General features: G+C 50.4%; 19 protein-coding genes. 13 read left to right on the forward strand and 6 right to left on the reverse strand.

From position 1 onward, the window contains the following. Nucleotides 1–176: 176 nt before the first annotated feature. From ACWHX8_RS05420 to ACWHX8_RS05430, 3 genes are all read left to right on the forward strand, one after another. Nucleotides 177–2,909, forward strand: coding sequence for a TonB-dependent siderophore receptor (locus tag ACWHX8_RS05420; protein ID WP_447970944.1), 2,733 nt, complete (start codon nucleotides 177–179; stop codon nucleotides 2,907–2,909). A gap of 904 nt (nucleotides 2,910–3,813) precedes the next feature. After that, a complete protein-coding gene (locus tag ACWHX8_RS05425; RefSeq protein ID WP_447970945.1) occupies nucleotides 3,814–4,059 on the forward strand; it encodes a DUF433 domain-containing protein in 246 nt (81 codons plus the stop codon). Next, the gene (locus ACWHX8_RS05430) at nucleotides 4,056–4,394 is read left to right on the forward strand and encodes a DUF5615 family PIN-like protein (RefSeq protein WP_447970946.1); all 339 of its coding nucleotides are present in this window, start codon (nucleotides 4,056–4,058) and stop codon (nucleotides 4,392–4,394) included. The genes ACWHX8_RS05425 and ACWHX8_RS05430 overlap by 4 nt, the downstream gene beginning before the upstream one ends. A 198-nt stretch (nucleotides 4,395–4,592) precedes the next feature. On the opposite strand, the gene ACWHX8_RS05435 is transcribed toward ACWHX8_RS05430, so the two are convergent. Next, nucleotides 4,593–4,796 carry a hypothetical protein gene (locus ACWHX8_RS05435; RefSeq protein WP_447970947.1) on the reverse strand — a complete coding sequence of 68 codons (204 nt, stop codon included), beginning with the start codon at nucleotides 4,794–4,796 and terminating at the stop codon, nucleotides 4,593–4,595. A 692-nt stretch (nucleotides 4,797–5,488) separates the two neighbouring features. On the opposite strand from ACWHX8_RS05435, the gene ACWHX8_RS05440 reads away from it, so the two are divergent. The 5 genes from ACWHX8_RS05440 (at nucleotide 5,489) to ACWHX8_RS05460 (ending at nucleotide 11,643) form a co-directional block, all read left to right on the forward strand. Further along, nucleotides 5,489–7,303 (forward strand): tetratricopeptide repeat-containing sulfotransferase family protein, encoded by a 1,815-nt coding sequence (locus ACWHX8_RS05440; RefSeq protein ID WP_447970948.1) that lies wholly within the window; start codon nucleotides 5,489–5,491, stop codon nucleotides 7,301–7,303. A gap of 216 nt (nucleotides 7,304–7,519) precedes the next feature. Further along, on the forward strand, nucleotides 7,520–8,749 hold the full coding sequence (locus ACWHX8_RS05445) for an ABC transporter permease (protein WP_447970949.1): 1,230 nt from the start codon (nucleotides 7,520–7,522) through the stop codon (nucleotides 8,747–8,749). A 60-nt stretch (nucleotides 8,750–8,809) separates the two neighbouring features. Beyond that, complete coding sequence (locus tag ACWHX8_RS05450) at nucleotides 8,810–9,886, forward strand: efflux RND transporter periplasmic adaptor subunit (protein ID WP_447970950.1); 1,077 nt, start codon at nucleotides 8,810–8,812, stop codon at nucleotides 9,884–9,886. A gap of 315 nt (nucleotides 9,887–10,201) precedes the next feature. Beyond that, nucleotides 10,202–10,729: a sigma-70 family RNA polymerase sigma factor gene (locus tag ACWHX8_RS05455; protein WP_447970951.1), complete on the forward strand. Its 528-nt coding sequence runs from the start codon at nucleotides 10,202–10,204 to the stop codon at nucleotides 10,727–10,729. Between the two features lie 407 nt (nucleotides 10,730–11,136). Then, the gene (locus ACWHX8_RS05460) at nucleotides 11,137–11,643 is read left to right on the forward strand and encodes an RNA polymerase sigma factor (RefSeq protein WP_447970952.1); all 507 of its coding nucleotides are present in this window, start codon (nucleotides 11,137–11,139) and stop codon (nucleotides 11,641–11,643) included. Between the two features lie 375 nt (nucleotides 11,644–12,018). Here the strand turns inward: ACWHX8_RS05460 and ACWHX8_RS05465 are convergent, their stop codons facing one another. Continuing rightward, a complete protein-coding gene (locus ACWHX8_RS05465) occupies nucleotides 12,019–12,219 on the reverse strand; it encodes a hypothetical protein (RefSeq protein ID WP_447970953.1) in 201 nt (66 codons plus the stop codon). A 249-nt stretch (nucleotides 12,220–12,468) separates the two neighbouring features. On the opposite strand from ACWHX8_RS05465, the gene ACWHX8_RS05470 reads away from it, so the two are divergent. Beyond that, nucleotides 12,469–13,506, forward strand: coding sequence for a FecR family protein (locus ACWHX8_RS05470; protein ID WP_447970954.1), 1,038 nt, complete (start codon nucleotides 12,469–12,471; stop codon nucleotides 13,504–13,506). Nucleotides 13,507–13,782: 276 nt separating this feature from the next. Further along, entirely contained in the window at nucleotides 13,783–16,497 is a 2,715-nt protein-coding gene (locus ACWHX8_RS05475) for a TonB-dependent siderophore receptor (RefSeq protein WP_447970955.1), read from the forward strand. 214 nt (nucleotides 16,498–16,711) lie between these two features. Here the strand turns inward: ACWHX8_RS05475 and ACWHX8_RS05480 are convergent, their stop codons facing one another. The 3 genes from ACWHX8_RS05480 to ACWHX8_RS05490 form a co-directional block, all read right to left on the reverse strand. Further along, the gene (locus ACWHX8_RS05480; RefSeq protein WP_447970956.1) at nucleotides 16,712–17,104 is read right to left on the reverse strand and encodes a type II toxin-antitoxin system RelE/ParE family toxin; all 393 of its coding nucleotides are present in this window, start codon (nucleotides 17,102–17,104) and stop codon (nucleotides 16,712–16,714) included. A gap of 2 nt (nucleotides 17,105–17,106) precedes the next feature. Further along, nucleotides 17,107–17,364 carry a ribbon-helix-helix domain-containing protein gene (locus tag ACWHX8_RS05485; RefSeq protein WP_447970957.1) on the reverse strand — a complete coding sequence of 86 codons (258 nt, stop codon included), beginning with the start codon at nucleotides 17,362–17,364 and terminating at the stop codon, nucleotides 17,107–17,109. 419 nt (nucleotides 17,365–17,783) lie between these two features. Continuing rightward, complete coding sequence (locus ACWHX8_RS05490) at nucleotides 17,784–18,347, reverse strand: Uma2 family endonuclease (RefSeq protein WP_447970958.1); 564 nt, start codon at nucleotides 18,345–18,347, stop codon at nucleotides 17,784–17,786. 621 nt (nucleotides 18,348–18,968) lie between these two features. On the opposite strand from ACWHX8_RS05490, the gene ACWHX8_RS05495 reads away from it, so the two are divergent. The 3 genes from ACWHX8_RS05495 to ACWHX8_RS05505 all read left to right on the forward strand — a co-directional run bounded on the left by ACWHX8_RS05495 (nucleotide 18,969) and on the right by ACWHX8_RS05505 (nucleotide 21,573). Further along, nucleotides 18,969–20,114, forward strand: coding sequence for a TonB family protein (locus ACWHX8_RS05495; RefSeq protein ID WP_447970959.1), 1,146 nt, complete (start codon nucleotides 18,969–18,971; stop codon nucleotides 20,112–20,114). A 175-nt stretch (nucleotides 20,115–20,289) separates the two neighbouring features. After that, complete coding sequence (locus ACWHX8_RS05500) at nucleotides 20,290–20,739, forward strand: hypothetical protein (protein ID WP_447970960.1); 450 nt, start codon at nucleotides 20,290–20,292, stop codon at nucleotides 20,737–20,739. A gap of 117 nt (nucleotides 20,740–20,856) precedes the next feature. Then, nucleotides 20,857–21,573 (forward strand): ABC transporter ATP-binding protein, encoded by a 717-nt coding sequence (locus tag ACWHX8_RS05505; protein WP_447971864.1) that lies wholly within the window; start codon nucleotides 20,857–20,859, stop codon nucleotides 21,571–21,573. Between the two features lie 358 nt (nucleotides 21,574–21,931). On the opposite strand, the gene ACWHX8_RS05510 is transcribed toward ACWHX8_RS05505, so the two are convergent. Next, nucleotides 21,932–22,882 carry a formylglycine-generating enzyme family protein gene (locus ACWHX8_RS05510; protein ID WP_447970961.1) on the reverse strand — a complete coding sequence of 317 codons (951 nt, stop codon included), beginning with the start codon at nucleotides 22,880–22,882 and terminating at the stop codon, nucleotides 21,932–21,934. Nucleotides 22,883–23,044 lie beyond the last annotated feature (162 nt).

Below are 23,044 nucleotides of genomic sequence, written 5' to 3' on the forward strand. Positions count from 1 at the left end.
AAAGACAATGCAGAGGTCAGGTGTGCAGGCAGTCTTTCGTCATCATGGATACGGGCTGCAAGCTATGCCGGTCACACGGGTGAGGAGGAAAGAGGCACGAATAGGGAGCCCACCCTATCCATAGGTAGCACTCATAATTTTTTTATTGTCGAGTCGAATAAGGAAGGACACACCGAATGCGCGACAGAAGAACAGGGCCTCGACACACCAAGCAGTCTCAGCGTTCAGGTGAAGAGCGGTTATCCTCGATACGTCAGACTGCGCAACGCGTGATTGCGCGCGAGTGCACCGGTGTGTACCCGCATCGGCAACGTTTGACCTGGAGTTTCATCGTCGGCCTCTCATCCTTAGCGCTGACTGCATACAGTCCCGCTCTTGCTGAAGATGCGTGGGATATACGGAAGGGCACAGCAAAGGCTCGTGATGCTAGCCCACGTATGGCAGCGAACCAAGACCCTCAGAACGCTTCAGTCTTGTCAGTGGATATTCAACCCGGAGACTTACACCCGGCGTTGTTGACGTTGGGACGGCAAACGAACTTACAACTTCTGTACCCACCGGCACTCATAACCGGACGACAGACGCATGGCGTACAAGGCAAGATGACGCCAGAACAGGCCTTAAAAGCGGTACTGGATGGGACGGGGTTGATCTACCGCTTTTCGGATGCCGATACCGTGACGCTGTTATCGCAAGACGATACCGGTGCGGTGGGAGCCGCAGGAGCCGCAGTGGTGGCGGGAGCAGCCATTGAGTCTGAGGTCCCTGTTATTGAAGTCCAGCCGGTGGAAGTGACGGATACCATCAAACGGAATAAAGTCTTCCTGCCGCCAGTCGATGGATACAAGGCGGACGAAACAACTGGTAGCACCCGTACAGCTTTGCCGATTACTGAAACGCCCACGTCGATCGGTGTGGTGACGAGAGATGTCATTAAAGACACGTATTCGCTACGACAGGGTGATGCGCTGGAGCATGTCAGTGGGGTATCGCGGTCGTCAAGTCGTATGGGCCGGGCCGAAGGTGTCAACATCCGAGGCTTCTTCGTCGGGGATTTCGCGAATGCCTTCAGCTCGCTTCGGCAAAATGGGTTGGCGACGGATGGCGCTTTTGCGCCGGATCCGGCCTTGATTGAGCGGTATGAAATCATCAAAGGGCCGGTTTCGATTTCTGGAGGGGCGTCCAGCCCGGGTGGTCTCGTGAACCGCATTACCAAAACGCCGCAAGCGGCCAATTTCGCTACTTCAGAATTTCAAGCCGGTTCCTTTGGATTGTACCGAGGTGTGGTGGATGCCAACGGGGTCTTGCCGCTGACACCGAATGTGCGAGGGCGGTTGATCTTTGCGGTAGAAGAAGGCGGAAACTTTGTGGATGATGTGGATGTCCGGCAATACACCGTCGCACCGTCGCTTGAAATTGATCTCTTCGACGGGGCCGGGACCTTGCTGCTGACCGGCCAGTATCAAAAGTTTGATGGCTCCAGTTATTTAGGGTTTCCGTTGTTAGTCAATGGCACGGTGCCGGATATTCCACGGACCCGGAATATCGGTGGTGGAACGAAGACAGGCGCCGATTTGACGTTTGAAGGACAGAATTATGAAATGCACTATCTTCATGAATTTGTCGATAACTTGACCCTCTCAATCAAAGGGAAGTATGGCCATTCCGATGTGCGTGACAAGAGTGTCTATGCATATGATGTGGTTGGTTTTGATGGTATTCAATTGAATGGCGATGCCAGGATCACCGACACGTTGCGGATAAACGATATCGAAACCTATGCTGGGGAGATCTTTGTCAGTAAAGAATTTGAAGCGTTCGGGCAAAGCCATGAAGTGTTGATTGGGGCTGATCATCGCGATATGAATCAAGACTTTTTTAACGCATTTTCTTACACCGAATTAGGTATTGATAATGTCTTTAATCCGGCCAATAATTTTCAGATTTCTTCAGACGCAGACTTATTTGCTCGCGGAGGCGGATTCAATCCGCGGACGGTGGATTTGATTCAAACGGGATTGTTTGGGCAAGTCGTGGTGCGTCCTCTCGCTCCGCTGACGTTGGTGGCGGCCGGTCGGTACGATTGGGCAGATCTGACAAATAAAGATGTGCGCACCAACGAAACACGAAATGGTGAATTTTCTCATTTTACCGGCCGTGTCGGAGCCACGTATGAGATTGTCTCGGGTCTGCATGTCTATGCGGGCTATGCACAATCCTTTCAGGTCACTCCCTTTCGGCGTACGTTGGATGGTGTTTTAGTCGAACCAGAGACCGGTGACAGTTACGAGGTTGGCGCGAAGCTCGATCTTTTGGATGGGAAACTATTGCTGTCCACTGCAGTATTTCGCGCCTATAGAGAAAATGTGGCCGCTTTCGATCCAGACAATCCCGGGTTTTCCCTCACGGTTGGGGAGCAGCGGCATCAAGGCATCGAGTTTGACGTCAACGGGCAACCAGTACCCGGATTGAACCTCACAGCCAATGTCTCTTATATCGACGCGGAAATCACGAAAGATACGAATGCTAATCTGAAAGGGAGCGTGCCGACAAGAGTGCCGCGGTCCTATGTGGGGCGAGTGTTTGGAACGTACGAGTGGCAGTCGGGAATGTTGCAAGGCTTTGGAGTTGGCGGCGGCGTCTTTTTTCATAGTGGTTTCGAATTGACGGCACCGAACCGGTTTGGGACGGATCCGTACCAACGCGTGGATGCTGTGGTGTTCTATCGACCGCCGCAAAAGGCGTATGATTTTACGATCAACGTGCGCAATCTGTTGGATAAGACCTATATTGAAAGTCCTGGAGGTTTAGCGGCGTACAATCAATTTGGCGCACCAGTCAGTGTCTTCGGCACCCTGCGCGTGAAGTTCGATCCGGATCTGGATTGGTCACCGCCGTGGGTGGATTGAAGAGTGAAGAAGGAAATGCAAAGTGCAAAGTGTAAATTGCAAAATGGGGACGAAGAATGGGAAGTGGAAGGCGAGTAACGATCGACGGAAGACGAGAAACGGGAGGCGGGGAGGAAGGCGAGAGGAAAAGTGTAAAAGGTAAAAATGGAGGCGAAGGGGAACGGGGCGTAAGACGAATGAGGGGAATACCCGCGAGAGAAGAAATCTGAATATTACAATCTCAAACAAACTCACGTGCGCGAAGCCGTTTTTTGCAGAGTCATGCCAGAAATCTAGAAAATCCACACATGTCTGAAATGCGCAATACACAAAGTCCGTTTGAATAGTTCCAAGCGTGTTAGGCCTTGCTTCTTTCGTTACTGGAACGTGTGTTGACGTTTGCACTTCGAATTTAGAGTTTGAGATGTGGGGAATTTCCTCGAAGACTCACGAAAGATTCGTGAGCTTGCTTCTTCCCACATTTGTCAGAGGCTTAACGTTCGAATATACGCCAGTACATCTCGAATCTGCTGCTCGGGTTCAGTAAGAGAGGCGCCAGGAGAGTGAACGCAAAAATCAGCATACGCTGTGAAAAAGTCATCAGATTTTCTCCTTTATCAGAGAAATATTGGTTGTTGTGCGTCGTGAGTCAACCAGAACTCGGTTATGATTCACGTCTGAGTTGAGATGGTTCTATTCTTCAAGATCTCAGTTTTGCCCGTGTCCTCTAGAATGTGAGGCCCTACCAAAACAGATGAGGAATTTGGTGAGTAGGTAACGATGAGGTCGATATAGCATTTTGATCTATACTGAAATGACAAATTCCATTGGAAGGGACTGCAGAGAGACCACTGGCACGAAACCATAGACGTCTGCTCTGTCTTAGAGTATAATTATAAGTGTTTGTTTATTGTAGGAAACACTTATGGCTCTCATAATTGACGAACAAGAACTGATTCGATTGCCTGTCTCATTTGATCCTGATGTGCTCAGCGGCACTCCTGTGTTTACAGGAACCCGTGTTCCGGTGGATGCATTGATTTCTAATTTAGAAGCTGGTCTCACAGTCGATGCGTTTCTTGATAATTTTCCTTCTGTTTCTCGTCAACAAGCCTTGGAAGTCCTCGAGTTTTCTAAAGCGACCCTTCTGAAACTCGGTCGCACCTCTTGACCATTCTTCTCGACGAATCGGTTCCACGTCTTGTAAAAACACAACTTTTCGAGTTGCCTATTACGACCGTCCAAGAAATGGGATGGTCTGGCATGAAAAATGGGGAATTGCTCAAAGCCGCAGAGCAACACTTCACGATCTTTATCACTGCGGATCAACACTTGCGTTATCAACAAAACCTGACGGGTAAACAACTCTCGATTATTGTACTTCCAACAAATCAAGTCCCAGCAGTGACGAACCTGCTTCCTCGTATCCGTGAAGCCATCGCCAAAGTTCAACCAGCTACCCTTATTGAAATCCCCCTGTCTTCACCTCTAGACGTAGAAGAATAGTTTGCATACAAAGTCATGGCTTGATTGTTGACTCTCCTTGGTCTCATGACACAACTCGAAAAAGGGGTCCGGAGTTTTTTTAGCTCATGGAATGTACGGGTTGTTCCGTGAGTTCTTGCTTAGAGCTGCGGATTCTTTCGATGCGGTCTTCACATGTTTACTCCGTTGACAACACTCCACCAAAGTTGCGGGGGCTTGTTAAAGACTCCCGACCCCTTTTCTTTGGCCGAGAAATTCCAGCCTGTTCTTCATCTCTGCGGCGGGCAGTGAAAAGGTGAGTTGACTCAGGACACGAAGCATTTCACCTCTCGGTCTTTGCTCAGACTGGATTATGCCCTTCTGCTCTAGAGCCTTCCCAAGAGAAATATCGACATCTTCATCAAGGTACAGTCTGACCTTCACAGCCCAATATCTTTTTTGACCTTCTTTTCAGAGTCAGCCTTTATCGCACGATCTACTTCATTTTTGTTGTCATTCATTGGGGTCAGGCATGACTTAAGACTTGTGAAGGTGAGTTTTAGACTGCTGAATCTTGGGTGAGGTTTGAATACAAAAGAGAGATTACCGATTATGTGTGGAGGGAATGTGGTGTGGTTGTATACGGTAATGTCGTGACCCATTCAGAAAGGTTTTATTGTTCTGAGGTCGATTGTTTTATTCTCAATCCGTCATTGTAATTGTCAGAAGTTCTGTGAAAGGTCTGCACGTTTTTTTCTTTGATTCCTCAATTATTTTGATTTTGGTATTTTAACATCGAATTTGCGATGGATTTCCAGTAGGTGTCAGGATATACGTACTAATAAGTAGTTAGAGTGTCCTGGCAAGGAACGAGAGCGAGGTGAGTGTCCTTGGAAACGATAGTTGCTGGTGCAATGTACATTTGATAGGCAGTTGAGATTGAGGATGTGCCGTAGTGAGTTGTGCATATTGGACGTGGAATTTCTTGAATTTGTAAAAATCTTGCTTGAGGGGTCAGGATTTGGTGTTTGTAATCGTCTTATTATGTAGGAGGGCGAAGAACCTTTGCGCTCGGAGTGTATCGATTTTTTTGAATTCTTCCATCATTCTATTCTGTTAAAGGCTAAGTACTGTTTATGACCATGTCCACTGCCACCAAACCAGAGAGCCCTCAACCTCCATTATTGCGACACGTTCAACAAGCGCTTGAAGAGCGGAATTGGTCTATTGCCCAGCAGTTGTGTCGTGAGCAGCTGCTGGCCGATTCGAATGATCCCGATGCTCATCGTTATCTTGGCCAAATTCATTCACTTCTGGGCGAGCGCGAGGCGGCGCTGGCATCTGCCCAACGATCAACGGAGCTCGCGCCCGAGGACCCGAGAACGTGGTCGGATTTGGGGCGGGTGCAGGTGCGTCTGCGTGAATGGTCTCATGCGATTCATGCTTTCACCCGCGCGGTCGACCTTGATCCGCAGTATGCCGATGGATGGCATAACCTAGGAACGGCACGTAAGCAAATGAGTGACCGCGAGGGCGCGTTTGATGCACTGAAGCGAGCGCTCCAGATTGATGTGACTCGTGCGGAAACGTATCTCACGCTTGGCAATCTGTTGGTTGAGGCTGAGCAACTCGAAGATGCCATTCAGTGTTTTCAGTGGGCGGCGGTGCATGATCCCTCGATGGCTCGCGCGCGCAGTCGTTTGGCGCAGGAATTGTCCCAGCAGGGTAAGGTCACACAAGCCGAGTCGCTCTTTCGACAGTCGTTGGGCTTAGATCCGGATGATATTTCCAGTTGGTTCGGTTTGGGCCGGACATTGGAAGATCTTGGGCAAGCCGAGGCAGCGCTCGGGTGTTACCTGAATGTGTTGCGGCGGTATCCGGGTAATGCGTTGGCCCTAGGTCACTACTTGGGGCTAGTGAAAGAAGACACGGACAGCGGTATGTGGTTGGTGCATGCGCACAAGGCGCTTGGGCACGATCAGACGCCAGAGGAAGCCCGCGCGTTGTTGGGCTATGGTCTTGCGAAATATCACGATCGCCGCCGTCAGTATCGGTTGGCGGCCGAAGCCGGAACTTTGGCCAATGCGGCGCGACGGACGAAAGCGGGGCCTTTGGATCGTGAGGCGTTGACCGCGCGGGTGGATCATGTCATCCAGACGTATACCAAGGAGTTCTTTGAGGCACGGCAGCACTATGGGGTAGGAACCGATCAACCCGTGTTCATCGTGGGGCTCCCGCGTTCGGGGACGACGTTGACCGAGCAGATTTTATCGGCCCATCCGCAGATGCATGGCGCCGGGGAATTGCCGGATCTTGCACGACTAGCGGGCCGCGCGTTGCATGAGGAAGGCGACGCCCCGTGGCAAGCGGCCTTCAGACTGACGGAGATGCAGAGCCGGGAGCATGCCTATCGATATTTGGATGTGTTGCGACAGGGGGCGCCCAGGGGGCGCTTGCGGATCAGTGATAAGCAGCCATTGAACTTTTTTCAGCTCGCCTTTGTCGCCGTGCTGTTTCCCAATGCCCGGGTGGTGTATTGTCATCGTGGGGTTCGTGACAATGCGCTGTCGATCTGGTTAGAAAACTTCAATCCCGATCAACGGTATTCGACGGACTTTTCGGATCTGGCCTATTTTGCTGCAGAGTCGCGCCGGTTGATGCAACATTGGCAGGTGGCGCTTCCACTTCCGATTTTGGATTTTCAGTACGAAGAAACGGTGGCGGATCTTGAGGGCCAGGCGCGACGGCTGGTTGATTTTCTAGACGTACACTGGGATGATCGGTGCTTAGATTTTCACCGTGTGGATCGTGCTGTCCAGACGCCGAGCCGGTGGCAAGTTCGGCAACCTATTTACACGCGTTCCGTGAATCGTTGGAAAACCTACCGTGACTACCTTCCAGAGTTGGATGTGGCGTTTGCCGAATTCAATGAAGGGCGATCGTCGGTGTGACGTCTTCTCGCCCGTTCCTTTCTCTTTGTTTGTTGGCCATAGATGATCGCACGATTTTTTCGCGTAAGGCGTGGGAGCCGCTATGTGTTGCGACAGTGATGGTCCAGGCCATGTGTCCTGGTGGCCGGTGGATGCTGGATGTGAACGGCGATTCGTCCCCATGAATGGATGTGCTGGCGATGTAGTGGCTTGGTCCAGACGGATGAGGTGTTGATCATGGGTATGCTTGATCACTGGGAAGATATTTTTCTGAGTGTTCGTCGGCATAAACTCCGCGCATTTCTCACGGCGTTTGGTGTGTTCTGGGGAATTTTTATGGTCGTGCTCCTGCTCGGAATTGGAAAAGGGTTAGAGCGGGGCTTAGTCCAAATTTTTAAAGACGATGCCTATAATAGTGTCTGGGTTGAAGGGGGAAAGACCTCTGTGCCCTTTGACGGGTTAACGCCGGGGCGGCAGATTACGTTGCGGATTCAAGAACTGGATCTTCTCCGTTCGGGACTCTCCGGCGTCGAAAATGTAACGCCGCGTATTCGGCTTGTGACGACGGAGCCGGTTGTCTTTGAACGTCAGAGTGGCGCGTTTCCGGTTTTGGCCATTGCTCCAGGCTATCATGTGGTTGAACAGACGCAGTTGTTGTCCGGTCGACTGTTAAACGAGTTGGATATTTCGCAGTCCAGGCGTGTGGCCGTGATTGGCGCTCGCGTGGCAGACCTGTTGTTTGGCGATCAGTATGATCCGATTGGGCAGCGAATCACGATTCATGGAATGACGTACCTTGTGGTGGGAACGTTTACGGACGTGGGCGGGGAGAACGAACTGCGTCGGATTTATATCCCGTACACGGCGTATTTGCGTTCGGTCGATCCCAATCCAACATTGGAGATGATCATTTTTACTATTAAAAACGGGTTTCATGACGTGGACTTTGATCGTTCGATTCGCACGGTCTTAGCGAGTCAATTTCGTTTTGCGCCTACGGATTTTGCCGCAGTCTATGTGTATAATTCGTTGGAAACGTATCAAAAATTTCAATCACTCTTTTTCGGCATTCATGTCTTTGTGGGAATTGTCGGGCTGGGTACGTTGTGCGCAGGGTTAATTGGCGTGACGAATGTGATGTTTATCGCCGTTCGGGAGCGGACTCGCGAAATTGGTATTCGTAAAGCGATCGGTGCCACACCTCCCAAGATTCTCTCGATGATTCTGTCGGAGTCGTTGGTTCTGACGCTGGTCTCCGGGTATCTCGGCTTGCTCGCTGGGGTGGTGGGGATAGAGTTTATTCGTTCGCTGGGGTTGGAGTTGGAGTATTTTCGCGATCCTGAAGTCGACATTGGCGTGGCGCTCTGGGCCCTGACGGTTCTAGTATGCGGAGGCGTGGGGGCTGGATATATTCCTGCCAGACAGGCGGCACGGATTAATATTGTCGAGGCGTTGCGGCATGAATGAGCGCGAAGGACGACCGTGTCTTGTCGATGCGAATGTATGGTCTCGCCGTGAGGTATGGCGATGATGCGTGGGCTGTTGCTTGTCGTGTCGATTCTCGTATTCTCGGCGGTGTCCGGCTATTTTCTCTATACGCGGTCAGCAAGTACATCGGATGACTATCAGACGGCTGTGCCGTTTTTCGCCGATATTGAACGGACGATTGTGGCCAACGGAACGATCACTCCTCGTCAAGAGGTGGTGATTAAACCGCACATCTCCGGCGTCATTAAAGAGCTGTACGTCACACCTGGTGATGCCGTACAGCAGAACGATCTTCTCGCGTTAATTCAACCCTACCCCGATCCCATCGATGTGAGTGAGGCCGAGTCCAAACTTCGGGATGCGCAAATTCGATTCAAACATCAACAGCATCGGTTTACGCGTGTGCAGCAACTCTATAAAAAAGAATATATCACGCGCGTGGAATTTGACGACTCATACCTGGAACTGCAACTGGCCAAACAAAATTTAGGAGCCGCGCAACGGAATGTAGAAATTGTTCGATCCGGTGCGTCGACCGAATTGGAGCAGAGTGCGTCGGAAATTCGGGCAACGGTCAGTGGTTTGGTGTTGGAACGGACGGTTGAGGTGGGAGCATTTGTGATTGAGTCCAATGAATTTAACGTGGGAACCAGTATTGTGACGATTGCGAATATGGCGGACCTGATCTTTAAAGGGCAAGTTGATGAACCCGATGCCGGGCTCCTTGATGTTGGAATGCCTGTTGCGTTGACTGTCGGAGCCTTTCCGGAGACGGCGTTTACTGGGGCCATTGAATTTCTCTCGCCCAAGGCGTTGGTTAAAGATGGACGGACGACGTTTGAGGTGCGCAGTAGTGTTTCCTTGAAAGCGGATCGGTTTGTCCGGGCAGGCTACAGTGCCGTGGCCCGCATTGTGGTGGATCGTCGGGAGCAGGTGTTAGCTATTTCTGAACGAAATTTGCTGTTTAAAGACGGTCAACCCTTTGTGCCTGTTGAAACTCACCCTGAGCGCTTTGAAGAACGTGTGCTGACGCTCGGGCTCTCGGATGGATTAGTGGTTGAAGTTCAAGATGGCTTACACCAAGACGAGCGTTTTCGTGTTCTCCCTCGCCAGTAATCTTGTGTAATGTTGGGTGAGGACCGTTGGTTTTTTCCGGCCAGTCTTATTCTCATTCATCTCCTGTGCAATAGAACGAGAGTTGTTCCCACCTCCATGTGTGTTTCTTGTCGTTGCCGACCGCTTGATTTCCACGCGAGTGTATCTTGCCATTGAACATATTGATCTGGCGAATGAACATGTTGCTGTGCGTCTGGCATTCGGTAGAGTCTGCTGTGTGATGCATGGCATGTATTCGCTGTCACACGACGGCATTGACCCAGGGTATCCAAAGTCATACGCGACATACGTTTCAGAGGCCTGACAGGTTTGAATGTGAAAACGCCAGTGATCATCGACGGGGACTCATCGAACCTTCCAGGTTTCGTCGAATATTACTATGGGGAACTTGTTGGATATTTTACGAAAAAACTTGGCTCTGCTTCGTTAGCCTCCGAAGTCATTCATGAAACCTATCTTCGAGTTGGGAAAATTCGTCAGAATCTTTTGATTGCCAACCCTCGGGCCTATCTGTATCGCATTGCGAATAATCTTGCCACGGATTTGTATCGAAAAGAACGCATACGATCGAAATATCTCTCACCCGAACCGCTACAGGACACGATACCGTATGAGGCGCCGAGTGCGGACCAAGAGGTGGAAGGGCGGGAACGGCTGTCGCTTCTGCTCCGTGCTGTCGAAGAACTGCCTCCGCGCTGCAGGGAAGTATTTATGATGCGAAAGTTTGAACAGATGGACTATCAAGAGATTGCCATCCAACTTGGTATTTCCAAAAACATGGTTGAAAAACATCTTCGAAAAGCTCTCCAGCATTGCCGTGCGCAGCTTGACCAAGCGAACTAAAGATATGAAGTTCTCTATTGCCATGTGTGCTCGACGCACTGGCCCTGCTTTCTGTTGGTAGGGGATTCTTCCTGGGGTTCACCTCGAGTCGTTCGGTGTCTGAACCGCATTGGCGCTGCGCACAGGTTTCCAGTGACCACGCATGTTTTTCTGGTATTTGAACATGGCCAAATAGGTCGATGGACACCTACCATATGGGTTCATTTTTGTGTCTGTCGTAATATTGAGAATGAATACTATTATTAATATTTGGGCTATGAAATCATGTTGAGGTTTGGTCGCAAGTTGCCTTTTCGGCATACCCGCAATCCGTATGTCGGTTGTTGTGTTGGTTGTCATCGCGACAATGTTCTAGAGCGCCATCGAACGCGATCGATAATATCCACGTCAAAATGGTGGGACCGACAATGAGTGCCCCCTCTTCCATGCAGGCCACGGCTCACGAATACTATGGTGAACTATTGGCGTTTTTCACCAGTCGGCTCAGGTCAAAGGATCAAGCTGCAGATGTTGTGCAAGAGACCTTCCTCCGTTTCTTCACAGCATCGTCCTCCCAACCGATCCAGAATGTTCGGGCCTTACTCTATAAAACCGCTACGAACATCACCATCGATCTTTTTCGCAAACAACAGCGACAGGCTCAGCGACATGTGCTGCTGGAGGAAGCGCATGACCTTCCTGCACGGCACCCCGATCCAGAGCGGGTAGCGGTCGGTAAAGAAGAGTTAGCCCTGCTTGGTCATGTCATAGCCGAATTGCCGCCCAAATGCCGCCACGTGTTTCTGCTGCATAAAGTTCGAGGGAAATCTCACCGTGAAATCGCTGAACATCTTGGCATTTCTCACAACATGGTCGAAAAGCACATCATAAAAGCGTTAGCGCACTGTCGTCAGCGACTTGACAGCCTGACATAATCTTGTTGTTTGTAGTTTCCTGACATGGGGGGTGGGAGTCTTTTGTGTCGTGAGGCGTTTGAAAAGCTTTGAGGACATGAACCTCCGCCTTTATTTTCACTGTCAGCTGCAAGAATGCGCGTCTATCGAGAGTTTGCTGTGAATTGTTCAACAATGGGGAACAGAGAAGTGAGCACCAACTCGCAACGACCGTATCCCAAAATACCTGTACTCGACTTGAATACCTGTAATCCAGACATCAGTCGCCATGGTCTTCTCAACAATGTGGGACTGAGAGGTGGCTAGCTACCTCCAACGACCGTATTCAAGAATACCTGTAATCCAGACATCAGTCGCCATGGTCTTCTCAACAATGTGGGACTGAGAGGTGGCTAGCTACCTCCAACGACCGTATTCAAGAATACCTGTAATCCAGACATCAGTCGCCATGGCCTCATCATTGATGTGGGACTGAGAGGTGGTTAGCAACCTCCAACGACCGTATTCAAGAATACCTGTAATCCAGACATCAGTCGCCATGGCCTCATCACCAATGTGGGATCTAGGGGTTGGTCCCACATCGTATTCAACCCTCATCAACGAAAACCTTTGCCTGAAAACATGAAACTCACTTTCAAATAAAGTTTGTCACGTAAGGTCAGGGTCGCAGCACTCCATTCGTCATATCCACAAGCCCCCGCACGTTGCTCTTGTTATTTTCTAATTATTAAAGTGGGCCGAAGACTTCACCTCGTTGCGTGAGCAGTGTCAGTGAAAATAGGGCAACGTACAGGTTGAAAATAGAAGAGTCAGTGCTCATAACGTAAATATCCGGTTCACCGAACTATGCGCGAACATCATCAACAGCCGCCCTCGTCTTCAGCCCGTGAACAGGCGCTGATTTGGGTCGTTCGTTTGCGATCGGGAGATGTGACGCCGGAAGACCTCAAAAATTTTGAAGAATGGCTTCACGCAGACCAAGCTCATCACCAGGAATATCAAGCCTATACGAAGATGTGGGGAACGCTTGACCACGTGCCGCCTTTTCTCGAAGACGAACTGGCGGAAGCCGATCGCTATTGGACTCAGTATGCGCGAGAGTCCTGGGTGAGTTCGCTGAGGGGAGGCTGGAGTTGGAGGCCAGCCGTTGCGGTCATGAGCGTTGCCGTTGTGATGGTCGCATGGTTGGTGTGGGGATCGCCCAGTCCACCAATTCACGAAGCATCCTACCAAACAGTCAAAGGTGAGCAGCGGATGGTGACATTGGTGGATGGGTCGACCATCCTCTTGAACACCGACTCGCAGGTATCTGTGCGGATGTCCAGTGAGGCACGGGTGGTGACCATGCAACGGGGAGAGGCTGTGTTTACCGTTGCTCATGAGTCTCAACGTCCGTTCGATGTGCAGGCGGTCAACGGTATCATTCATGATATTGGTACGCAATTTCTCGTTCGCCAATCGTCAACGAATGTGCAGGTTGCCGTGCTTGAAGGCCGCGTAGCTGTGGAGGTTGACACAAAGGCCTCTGAGAAATCGGGACCAAATTCTCAACCGCTTGTTCAGGGCGAACAGGTGGAGTACACGTCGGAAGGGACACTCTCTTCCATTAGATCTTTCAATACTCAAACGACGGCGGCATGGCGGCATGGGCAACTGGTGTTTGTCGAAACGCCCTTGATTGAGGTGCTTCACGAATGGGCTCGCTATCGATCGGGTAGTATTCGACTTCGTGACCGGAGTTTGGGGCGCGTTCCCATTAGTGGCTCCTTTCGTCTTGATAACATCAACGGATTTTTTCAGGCTCTAGAGGATATTCTCGCTCTACGTCCTGTCCGGAAAGACCGGAATCTCATTGTACTAGAGCGGCAGCCCAAAATTTCGTGAAGGAGGGGTAGGTTCGATGGTCAGTGTTGAGCCTTTATTGTTATTTATCAAAATTCATGCCTGACCCTACAAATAAAAAATGAAATGGAGACGTCAGGTTTTGTGAATTGCGATCGTCTTATCTGCAATGGATTCATTCAAAGCTCCTTCCATACGTTATGTGTTTTTATTGTTCATTTATTCTTGGCATTTTAGAGGACAGAGAACGCTGATTCCCGATCCCACTCTTCCGTTGTGAAGGGAGCCGTCGTTTTCGAGAAAGGATTGTCAGTAAGCATGAGAAAAAATCCTATGAAATCAAACCGGCGAAAGCTCGCAAGACGGGCAATGGCTAAAGCCGTTCATGCAGTTTTTGAAAGTGCGACGAATTCCGTAACGGCTGGAAGGACCCAGCGGATGGCATGGGGAATCATGGTCGGACTTTCCTCGTTGGCCGTGGGGACCTATCATTCTGCCTTGGCGCAAGAAGGAAAATCGTTTCCCTCCCGTCATTCCCGCCAGCAGGATCCCGAGCTGTCGATTGGTGGCCGCCATCATCCCATGCTTGCCGTGCGTCAGAAAGAAGGGGAGCCTGCTCGACTGTCACTGAAGATTTCGAGCGGAGCGCTGCAACCGGCGCTCCTCGCATTATCGGAGCAAAGTGGGTTGCAGCTCTTGTATCCTTCGGCTTTAGTCGCGGGGCTTGAAACAAAAGGACTTGAAGGGCTGTATACCTCCGAAGAGGCCTTACAACGATTGCTTCGAGGCACAGGTCTGCAGTACCACTTTTCTAATGTTGACACTGTGACGCTGTTTGCGCAGGACGGTACCGGCGAGGTCGGAGCCGCCGGAGCAGCGGCGGGAGCATATTCAGCATCTGATATCCCCGTTGTCGAAGTGCAGCCGGTGGAAGTGACCGATACCATCGAGCGCTCCAAAGTGTTCTTGCCTCCGGTGGATGGGTACAAAGCAGATGAATCCACAGGTTCCACCCGCACGGCGTTGCCGATCACTGAAACGCCGTCGTCGATCGGCGTGGTCACGCGGGATGTGATTCGAGATACGTTTTCTCTGAAGCAGAGCGACGTCTTTGAGCATGTCAGCGGCGTGTCGGGGGGGGCTACTCGATTTGGGCGAGGTGAGCAATTCAGCATTCGTGGGTTTGATCTTGGTGGAGGGGATACCTTAACTTCGATTAGGCAAAACGGGTTACCTGCAGATAACGTGTTTACCCCGGATCCTGCCTTTATCGAACGCTACGAGATTATCAAAGGGCCGGCCTCGATTGTAGGTGGCGCCTCTAACCCTGGCGGGGTGGTGAATCGTATCACCAAAACGCCACAAGACTTCAATTTCGCGATATCCGATTTTCAGGCCGGTTCGTATGACTTTTATCGTGGTGTGATCGATGCTAATGGCGTGCTGCCGCAAAATGACAACGTGCGTGGACGGCTGATTTTTGCCGTAGAAGAAGGCGGGAACTTTGTTGATGATATCGATGTCCGACAATACACGGTGGCACCATCTGTTGAAATGAGCCTCTTTGACGGTGCGGGGACCCTGTTGCTCACTGGTCAATATCGGAAGTTTGATGGCTCTAGTTTTAAGGGCAATCCCTTACAGGTCAACGGGGAGCCCCTAGGCATTCCCCGGACCAGAAATGTTGGCGGGGGAAGCGATAACGGAGCCAACGCGCGCTTTGAAGGACACAATTATGAAGCCCACTATGTCCATGAATTTCTCAATGATTTGACCTTGTCGGCTAAAGGCAAATACTCGCACTCTGAAAATAACGATAAAGTCGTGTATCTCTATAATTTTGGTACCGGTGTTCCGCTAGATGGCACGGGAAATATCTATGCATCGTTGCGTGATACCGATGTAGAGACTTATGCCGGAGAGGTCTTCGTGAGCAAAGAATTTGACGCCTTTGGGCAGAAACATGAAGTTTTACTTGGCGTTGATCATCGCGACCAAAAGGGTGCCAATCTCCTTGCGTTCCAGTTGCTCGGGACCGACAACATCTTCAATCCAACGACGAATTTTCAGGCACCTCCAGATGATGTGCTTCGAGCTTCACCCCTTAGCTCGCAAGATCGAGACATAATTCAAACAGGGCTCTTTGGTCAGGTAGTAGCGCGTCCGATTCAACGACTGACCATGGTTGGCGCCTTCCGGCACGATTGGGCAGATGCAAGAGTGCTTAATAGACGGACTGACAGTACGGCTACCGAAGATTATAAGGAGTTAACCGGCCGTGTAGGAGTCATCTATGAACTATTTCCGGGGATACGAGTCTATGGGGGATATTCAACGTCTTTTCAGGTGAACGCTTTCGGGAGTATGACTGTGGATGGTTCGCTGTTGCCGCCAGAGACCGGCGAGAATTATGAGGTGGGGGCCAAAGTCGATCTGTTTGACGGAAACGTCCTCTTTACTGCTGCCTTATTCCGTTCCTATCGCCAGAATGTCTCTTCCCGAGATCCCAACAATCCGAACTTTCAGGTTGCTATAGGTGAACAGCGGCATCAGGGGGTCGAGTTTGATATGAATGGTCAGGTGTTGCCGGGGCTGAATCTGAATGGGAATTTCTCATATGTGGACGCGGAAATCACTGAAGATAACACGAGTGACAGAGTTGGAGAAACGCCGGCATTTGTTCCACGTTCGTATGTGGGGCGTGTCTTCGCCACCTACCAATTGCAATCTGGTCCCCTGCAGGGGGTCGGCTTTGGAGGAGGTGTGTATTTTCATGGCGGATTTGAATTGGAGCTTCCCAACAGATTCCGGAGTGATTCGTTTGAGCGCGTCGATGCCGTGGTGTTCTATCGACCTCCCCAAAAAATCTATGATTTACAGGTCAATGTACGCAATCTGTTGGATAAGACCTTTATTGAAAGCCCTGGACAAATAGGAGGGTTTAACCAATTCGGCGCGCCGTTAACCGTGATTGGCACGTTGCGCGTGAAATTTGATCCCGATCTGGAATGGACCCCGCCGTGGGCGGATTGAAAAGCGTGAAGCGTTATTCGTGAAAGGTGAAGCGGAGGAAGATGGAAAACGAGTGAAGCGTCGTTCGTGCCTGCGCGCTGTAGCGCTCCGACGCGCAAGCGTGAAGCGGGAAAAAGGCAAAGTGCAAAATGGGGGTGAAGGGGGAACGGAGTATGTAAAGTGACAGGCCGGAAATGAGTTAAGAACGAGTGATGATGTCTTTATGGGGGCAGGCCTATGACTTTGCCTGGCGGGATCTGCGACGTTTTTTTTCAGCAGCGACCAGTCGTTGGTAGAGAAGGTCGGCTTCTTGAATCAACGTGGGCTCTAACTCTACCAGCCGACGAGATAAGTCCATTTGTCCGTGTTTGATGGTGAGCACGAGCAGAACATCTTTGAGGGTGAGACAGACTAACAAATCTTCGCAAACACGATAAAATTGAAAGTGTTCGGAAATGTCGAGTTTGTTCCGCAATAATGCCGGGTTTTCTTGCAGAAGAGACAAAGCCGTCTGGATGTCTTCAAGATAGCGGTTGGCGACGGCCCGTCCCCACTTTCGGTGAGAATAGGTTTCAATCTTCTGAAGATCATAATGGGCTCTGTCGGTGAGTTTGAGGGAGATCGGCACGATTAGCGAGTACGATTTTTGAATTGAGCCATATCGGCTTTGAAGTCTCCGGAAAATTTCGTGGTTCGACCTGCAATGGCATCTTGATACCCTTCGAGAATCCCCGCTCGGATTTCAGCGGCTTCGAGCCGTTCTTTCTTCTCTCGCAATACATCGCGCATAAATTCGGTCGGTGTCGAGAAGAGCGTCCCGTCTCCGCAGTTTCGATCGATAAATGCGCGCAGTTCATCAGTTAATGTCAAGTTGAGACTGCTGCTCATGGTGAGTCTTCCTTTCCCTCTTCATGTCTCTATTATGCCCGCCTCATCGAATATCGTCAATATTCGATAGTCAAAAAGAACATTTCGCTTTGGGGGAAGGACTCTGTGCTTGGATCTTAAAATGGAGTCAGACATGATTGATAATTTTATAATGCGTTGCAGACAGGAGATAGGGGAAGAAATGTAAAAGACAGAGTGTATAGTGGGGCAGGCATGCTTCAAGATTTTTAAGAGCGACATAGGCTTGGTATTCTGTAGATGTCGAGGAACAGTCAGGTCCGATTCGAATTTCAACCGCCTGATAATTACCTTCTCCTTTTGTGGCGTCAGATTCACAAGGAACTGTGTAGACTGTGCTGGATAAGTTCGTGACTGAGTCAGGTGTTGTTCCATCCCGTCGAGGAAAACTGAGAGCCTAGTTACGCAAATACGTTGGGTAGAGGTAGAGAGAAGCCTGGAAGGAGCGACATAGTAAGAGTTGTTTGTGGGTGTTCCAATGTAAATTCTTGGCAGGGGCCATAGCGGCCTTCTTGGAGGCGATATATTTTGATGCTGTCGAGTTCCGGGTCGACACTCCAGTATTCGTTGACGCCGTGCTGTTCGTAAAGGGTGCGCTTTAAGCGTTCATCCCGTTGACGCGTGGTTTCGGACAGGATTTCGATGACCAGATCAGGCGCTCCCTGAATGTTTTGACGGGTGATGATGGATAGCCGTTCTGAACGGATGAAGAGTATGTCGGGCTGCACGACATCAGTGTTAGTGAGGACAACATCGGTCGGAGCCGAGAAGATGCGGCCTAGCTTGGTGTATTGGCAATGCTGGAAGATATAACCATGGAGATTGCTTGCAATACGTTGGTGCTTTGTGAGGGGGACAGGAGTCACGTGGTGTTCTCCATCGATGAGTTCATGGTGTTTCCCATCCTCAGGGAAGCCCTGGTAGTCCTCATAGGTCAATTTGATTGTGCTAGACGTGGTTGTCATGTGAACCCTTTCTCATTGCTCTCTTTTTACCCTACTAGATTGTTATTGTTAAAAAAATCGCAATGTGCGTGAGCGCGTGTTTTGCTTATTTCAGGGTAGCTCATGAGTGTCTCTGCAATCGAAGTTCCATAATATTCAATAGTCATGTCTGACCCTATATGCGGAACGTATTGGATTTGCTGTTTGTTAAGTAGAGTGAAGTAGGGTTTTACTGCCTTTGTAGTTGAAATGTCCTTGAGTGTGGGTAAATTTTCATATTTTAATTTATCTTTTAATTCAATTGCTTGCGATTTAATGTTACGTGATTTCACCTATTTTTGGAGGGATTGTGGAAAAATAAAAGTATTGTAGAGGTCAGGAAAACGTCATTTCATTCGTCTTATTCTATGTGGGGTGTATATGTATAGCTGTGCCTGGCTGTCTCTTGCTGAGAGATTGGGATGCTTGGAGAGCGTGTGGGGTTGTCAATCACAGCCATCCGGCTACATGATCTCTTCCGCGTTTCTTCATTCTTCATGTTCGTGAAATAAGAAAGTTCCATATGCGTTGTTCTTGCCACTGTATCTGTCATGATCGTTCATGATCGGCCTCATACTTGGGATGTCGTGAGGCCTGTTAGTCATGAGTGATCGAAGTGACGGGTTCCCCTCAAATTCCTCGCAAGCCGTTCACGGATGGTTGCTTTCGGTCGTGATCCATGGCGGTTTGATTGCGGGTATTGTCCTGACCATGTCGCAGGTCATGGAAGTGAAAAAACCGGATCCTTTTCGGTTGGATATTTCACTCGTGACGCTTCCCCCCGATCCGGTCAAGCAGCCTCAACCGGTGACACACACTCCCGAATCCAAGCCGGTGCTGGAGCGTCAGCCTGTTCGGAAAAAGCCGGTGCAACAGGTTGTTCAGGAACAACCTGTTGAGCAAAAGATTGTTCGTGAGATGCGGCGTCCAACTGAGCCCGTCAAGCGGCAGATGGTCAAATCCGTCACGTCGGTTCCGGTGCCGGTCAAGCAACAGCGGGATCTCAAACCTGAAACGGTGCAACAAAAAATTACTCCAACTCCAGTCACGAAAACGGAGGTGGCTCGTGTTCAGCCTCAGGTGCAACCGCAGACTCGATCCGAGCCGCAAGCCACACATCGTCCAGTTTCAACCGCCAAAGTTCCTGTGACCAAACCGGTTCGCCAGCCAACAAGTCAACCGGTTGTGCAAACCGCTCAAGCGGTTTCGCGGAATGGGGCCAAGCCTACAACCCATGCGGTGGAGGCAAAAGCAAAAATGGTCAGCAAACCTGTGCCGGCGATTGTGTCCGGGGCGATTAGCCGAACGGTACCACGTCCTGTTTCGCGTCCTCATACACCGGTGCAGGCGAAGGCGCCTCCGGTGAAATCGGTTGCTCGCCGCTCTATTCAACGAAAAACCATCAAAAAAGAACTGCCGGACGTTGTGGTGCGCGAGTTGGAGACGACGCCGCTTCCGGCGGCGGACTATGGGTGGGTTGCCGATACGCTGCTGAAACGAGTGCAACAGCTCAAGCGCTATCCGTCTCGCGCGAGAAGGAAAATTTGGGAAGGGACGGTTGAATTGCGAGTGTTAATTAATGCGGCTGGAGAGATTCAAGATGTACAAGTGCTGGCAAGTTCCGGCCATAACCTGTTGGACCAAGAGGCGTTGAATACGATCAAAATGGCGTCACCGCTGACGTTACGTCATCGCATCAAGCATCCGGTGGTAATGGTGGATCTTCCGATTGTCTATAAATTGAATTAATCTCCTTGCCGCGACACTGTTCTTGTGAGGCATCTCAAATCTTTTCCACCGTGCGCGATGCGCATGAGGGAATTGTGGTCTTTGGTTGGACCGTCTCGTGTTCACATACATCATCCAGCTTTATTATTGTACTCGTAACCAATCCGTACATTGGTTGCCTGCATGAGGAGGTAATATGAGGAGCATCAATCTATTGCGGTCGTGGTGTCGTCAGTTTGTTATCGGAGGGGTACTCGTGATGTGCAGCGTTGTGGGTGTTGCCGTTGTGGCCGAAAGCGCCTCTCCGTTTCAGGCCACAGTTATCGATGCGGAAGGTCTCGAAAGCCAGATTCAAAATTTTCGTTTTTATTACGAAGAACAAGTGGATGAAACGTCCTTTGTCCCCCATGAATTGCACCATGTTCCTGTGAAAAAAGGCACGGCGACTATTCAAGTGAAATTTGAAACGATTAAAGAAATTCAGGTGCAAGCCAACGGGAACGCGCCGGAGCTGACTATTCATCTTACCAACGGCAAGAGCGGAAAGTTTCCTTTGGGAATCGACGGACGTTTTCGCGGGGAGTCGGACTTCGGTGACGTGGACTTTCTTCCATCCGGCATCAAATCCATCGTCTTTACAAAGTAGCCGCTGTCGAGTCGTATGGGCGTATGCCTCAGGCTGTCGTGGTGAACCACGATCTCGCATGGGGCATGTGATGGGGTGAGCCTAGGAATACGCCGGGAGACTGCAATGGCCGAGTCCATGATCCATCTTCAGCAACTGAGTAAGGCCTACCGAGATCACGGAAGCGTGGTTCCGGTTCTTCGAGGTGTTGATCTCGTCATTGAACAGGGGGAGTTTGTGTCGATCATGGGGCCTTCCGGTTCAGGGAAGTCGACGTTGCTGAATATTCTGGGTATCTTTGATGACTATGATTCTGGCCTGTACACGCTGGCGGGTAAGCCGATTAAAGATCTTACGCAATCGCAAGCCACCATGTATCGTAACACGCTCTTAGGTTTTGTCTTTCAGTCCTTTCATTTATTACCATTTAAAACGGCAATGGAAAATGTGTTGTTACCGTTGATGTACCAAGGGGTGCCGAGAGCGACTCGCCAGGATCGTTCGCGTGAGTTTTTGGCGCGAGTGGGGCTTGAGCATCGCGCGAATCATTTTCCGAATGAACTCTCAGGTGGAGAGCGTCAGCGTGTGGCTATTGCCCGCGCGCTGATAACCAATCCCAAGGTTATTCTCGCTGATGAGCCAACCGGGAATTTAGATACCAAAACATCTTACGAAGTCATGGAGTTATTGACACAGCTCCATCAAGCTGGAGCGACGATCGTGCTGGTCACGCATGAACTAGATATCGCCGAACACACTGAACGAGTGATTCGAGTCAAAGACGGCGTCATTGATCCTGCTGCCGTACAATCTACGCCTTCCCATTCTGCTTCTGCTCATAATCCTGTTTTTTAAAAGGAACAGCACATAGGTGCGGTGCGGCACCACTGACGCCGGCCATGTAATCAATCGTGCTCTGAGTAGCCACGGGTGAAGGAATGCCAAGTATCGGAACGGATACAGTGTGAATCGATTCAGGTAACATGCATACCTATCCATGTTGAAGTCTTCACGTCGTGAGCAGGCGAAGAGCGAGTGTCATCGGATGATGGCGAATGCCTCTATAGTAAGCCGTTAGCTTCTGCCAGACGTTTCCATCACGTTTCTTCTCAAGTTCGTACGATTTGGGAATGAACTGTGCTCTCCCTTCTCATCGTTTCCAATAGTTCTCTACCTCCGCAACGTCATAAAAATCATAATGGTTTCATGCAGGTTATTGTGCACAACGAAATCCAATCGTGGCTTCCCGTTGTTGGGGAAATGCTCCGCCGCGAGTGGCCGTTCGGAGCATGACGGTTTTACTTTTCCACGATCCTCCGCGCACGCTCTTGTAGCGCCCGTTTTTCGGCCCGGGCGGGTTTCGCTCCGGCATGATTGGATAGTAATCGGAGCCGAACCAATCCGCCACCCATTCGGCGACGTTCCCGGCCATATGGTACACGCCAAAGACGCTTTGTCCTTCCGGATAGCTATCCACGGACGCAACCAGAGGAATTTGATGCATATGATATTGTCCAAAGACCACAACGGTCTCTGTGGGTTTTTCTTGTCCCCACGGAAAGGCGCGTCCTTCCAGGCCTCGTGCAGCCTTTTCCCATTCGGCCTCGGTTGGTAACCGTTTCCCCTGAGCCTGGCAAAATGCGGATGCTTCCTGCCACGTCACGTACAGAGCCGGCCATGGGGCAATCACTTGATCTGGAATATAGTGGACGTCAATCAAGTGCCAGATTAACTCTTGTAACTCGTCGGACACGGGGCGTGTGTCCTGTTGCAAAAAGGCTAAAAATTCTCCGAGTGTCACTTCATATTGATCGATTGTGTATGAGTCTACCCAAATGCTGCGCTGCGGAAATTCGGTGTCGTCATATTGCGTGTCGACATGGAACGCGTCAGCGTCGCGCCGTTTGGTTCCCATGAGAAACAAGCCTTCGGGAATCGAAACGAGAGGAGACGGTTGAGCAAACGATGCAATGCCTTGAAGGTGGGGTTGTAACTCGGGTGGAACGTCAGCGGGTAGAGAGTAGCAGGGGACGAAGAATATACTCAGACAACACCACACGGTGAGTGCGGGCCATCGTTTTACGTGATTGTTGTAGTTTAGGCGCTTTGCGAGACCGAGCGCGACCGCCCACATACATGGTCTGTGTATTTCTAGGTCGTTCATGAGAGAGTGTGAGTGTATCAGGGTTTGGTTGAATTGTGCGAGGCCCTCGCGTGTGAATTTTTGTATGAGACGGCTGATGATAACTGGCTGTCAGAGGAGGGCGCATTGAATCTGTTGTAAAGGTGTTGCGTAAATTATAACATTTCTTTCATTTTTTTCTGG

This window comes from Nitrospira sp. M1 (assembly GCF_965152605.1).

What these genes read in the sequence shown, in the direction of transcription:
- ACWHX8_RS05500 (WP_447970960.1), top strand. Translation starts at nt 20,290, where the DNA reads ATGAGGAGCATCAATCTATTGCGGTCGTGGTGTCGTCAGTTTGTTATC.
- ACWHX8_RS05510 (WP_447970961.1), bottom strand. Translation starts at nt 22,882, where the DNA reads ATGAACGACCTAGAAATACACAGACCATGTATGTGGGCGGTCGCGCTC.
- ACWHX8_RS05425 (WP_447970945.1), top strand. Translation starts at nt 3,814, where the DNA reads ATGGCTCTCATAATTGACGAACAAGAACTGATTCGATTGCCTGTCTCA.
- ACWHX8_RS05465 (WP_447970953.1), bottom strand. Translation starts at nt 12,219, where the DNA reads ATGAGGGTTGAATACGATGTGGGACCAACCCCTAGATCCCACATTGGT.
- ACWHX8_RS05475 (WP_447970955.1), top strand. Translation starts at nt 13,783, where the DNA reads ATGAGAAAAAATCCTATGAAATCAAACCGGCGAAAGCTCGCAAGACGG.
- ACWHX8_RS05420 (WP_447970944.1), top strand. Translation starts at nt 177, where the DNA reads ATGCGCGACAGAAGAACAGGGCCTCGACACACCAAGCAGTCTCAGCGT.
- ACWHX8_RS05495 (WP_447970959.1), top strand. Translation starts at nt 18,969, where the DNA reads ATGAGTGATCGAAGTGACGGGTTCCCCTCAAATTCCTCGCAAGCCGTT.
- ACWHX8_RS05485 (WP_447970957.1), bottom strand. Translation starts at nt 17,364, where the DNA reads ATGAGCAGCAGTCTCAACTTGACATTAACTGATGAACTGCGCGCATTT.
- ACWHX8_RS05450 (WP_447970950.1), top strand. Translation starts at nt 8,810, where the DNA reads ATGATGCGTGGGCTGTTGCTTGTCGTGTCGATTCTCGTATTCTCGGCG.
- ACWHX8_RS05470 (WP_447970954.1), top strand. Translation starts at nt 12,469, where the DNA reads ATGCGCGAACATCATCAACAGCCGCCCTCGTCTTCAGCCCGTGAACAG.
- ACWHX8_RS05440 (WP_447970948.1), top strand. Translation starts at nt 5,489, where the DNA reads ATGACCATGTCCACTGCCACCAAACCAGAGAGCCCTCAACCTCCATTA.
- ACWHX8_RS05445 (WP_447970949.1), top strand. Translation starts at nt 7,520, where the DNA reads ATGGGTATGCTTGATCACTGGGAAGATATTTTTCTGAGTGTTCGTCGG.
- ACWHX8_RS05460 (WP_447970952.1), top strand. Translation starts at nt 11,137, where the DNA reads ATGAGTGCCCCCTCTTCCATGCAGGCCACGGCTCACGAATACTATGGT.
- ACWHX8_RS05505 (WP_447971864.1), top strand. Translation starts at nt 20,857, where the DNA reads ATGATCCATCTTCAGCAACTGAGTAAGGCCTACCGAGATCACGGAAGC.
- ACWHX8_RS05490 (WP_447970958.1), bottom strand. Translation starts at nt 18,347, where the DNA reads ATGACAACCACGTCTAGCACAATCAAATTGACCTATGAGGACTACCAG.